Annotated in this window: 1 protein-coding gene; it reads left to right on the forward strand. The window is 30.4% G+C overall.

Annotated features, from left to right (window positions below):
- Positions 1 to 183 precede the first annotated feature (183 nt).
- On the forward strand, positions 184 to 1,182 hold the full coding sequence (locus DET59_RS21330; RefSeq protein ID WP_220154077.1) for a nitroreductase family protein: 999 nt from the start codon (positions 184 to 186) through the stop codon (positions 1,180 to 1,182).
- The last annotated feature ends 267 nt before the right edge of the window (positions 1,183 to 1,449 follow it).

Raw genomic sequence — 1,449 nt, forward strand, 5'->3', positions numbered from 1 at the left:
CACTTAATATATTACTATTTACAATAACCTTTTTTATACTAATGTGGTTATTTGGGTTTAATAGGTATGAAAAAGACTTGTTCATTTCTTTATATAAAAAAGCAGTTTATATAATAAGTAAAAAAGTAACAAGCAGGTCAAGTAATTAGTTATTGAAAATTTTTAAGAGAAATGGTGAAAATAATGAGCTTTAAAAAATTTATACCAAAGCCAATTAGAAGAATAGCTCTTAGAATGCTGAATCATATACAATTATTAAATTATTATTTTAAAGATATGAATAGGTATTCTAAACACTCCTTTGATTTCAGTAACAGTAAAGCCAAAAGGCATCACGAAACGGATTTAATTTATTATTATCATAAAATTGAAAAAGGACTATCCTTGCCAAATCCTCGAATTGGCTTTGGACAAAAAGTAGTTAATCATCTTTTATCTATTTTAAATCATTATATAAAGCAATATGGCTGGGATAATGTATCGATCGCTGCTTTAAATACTTTATACTCTTATTACTATTTTAATGAAAAAAATGATTTGAGATTAAATGAGCTTTTAAATAAACTTGAAGAGTTAAGTAAAACAATCGATGCTATTTCAAGGCCAACAGTTGGTGGAATTGATGAAGTGAAGAAAGTAGATATAGATAAGAGTAATATAGATTTTAAAGAATTTGCCTTTTCAAGGTACAGTATTAGAAATTACGCTCCTGGCAATGTAAGCATAGATTTAATAAAAGAAGCTGTATACATAGCCCAAAAAACACCTTCTGTTTGTAACAGACAACCTTGGAGGGTTTATGTGTATAGTAACGAAGAAGACAAAATCAATATTTTGAAATATCAAAATGGTAATGTTGGATTTGGTGATGGAGCTAGTAAGATTTTAATTGTTACTTCGGAACTTAAAGATTTTAGGGGACCTAGAGAGAGGAACCAAAGTTATATCGACGGTGGAATGTACTCAATGTCACTCATTTATGCATTACACTCTTTGGGTGTTGGAAGTTGTGCATTAAATTTAGCTGTTTCACCTCAAACGGAAACGGAGTTGAAAAATACTGCTAATATAAGTGAATCGGAAGTTTTAATAATGATGATAGCTGTTGGCAACTTACCTAAAAAGCTTAATGTAGCTTCTTCACCGAGACGTGCAGTAGAAGATGTAATAGCTATAAATTAAAATATTTATTGCCTCTAACTTTTACTATAGTATACAGAGACTGAATAATTCAGTTATAAGAATATGTTAGCAAATGTTCTATCTGAATATAGCCAATGATTTGTACCACCTCTGCCATGCAAAGGACCACCCTTCTATATAATTGAGTTGCACCATACGGTGTAAATCAGTTATATAGGAGCATTCCTGTTAAGAAGAAAATTTGAGGTTTGAAACAAAAAGAGCCCTCTTGGTATCATACGAGGTGTCCAAAGCTTCGAAGCAAAA

Origin of the sequence: Rossellomorea aquimaris (assembly GCF_003315075.1) — a bacterium.
Taxonomy (GTDB): Bacteria; Bacillota; Bacilli; order Bacillales; family Bacillaceae_B; genus Rossellomorea; species Rossellomorea aquimaris_C.

Bases quoted from the DNA above. Each gene is read 5' to 3' on its own strand.
- DET59_RS21330 (WP_220154077.1), top strand. From the start codon at position 184: ATGAGCTTTAAAAAATTTATACCAAAGCCAATTAGAAGAATAGCTCTT.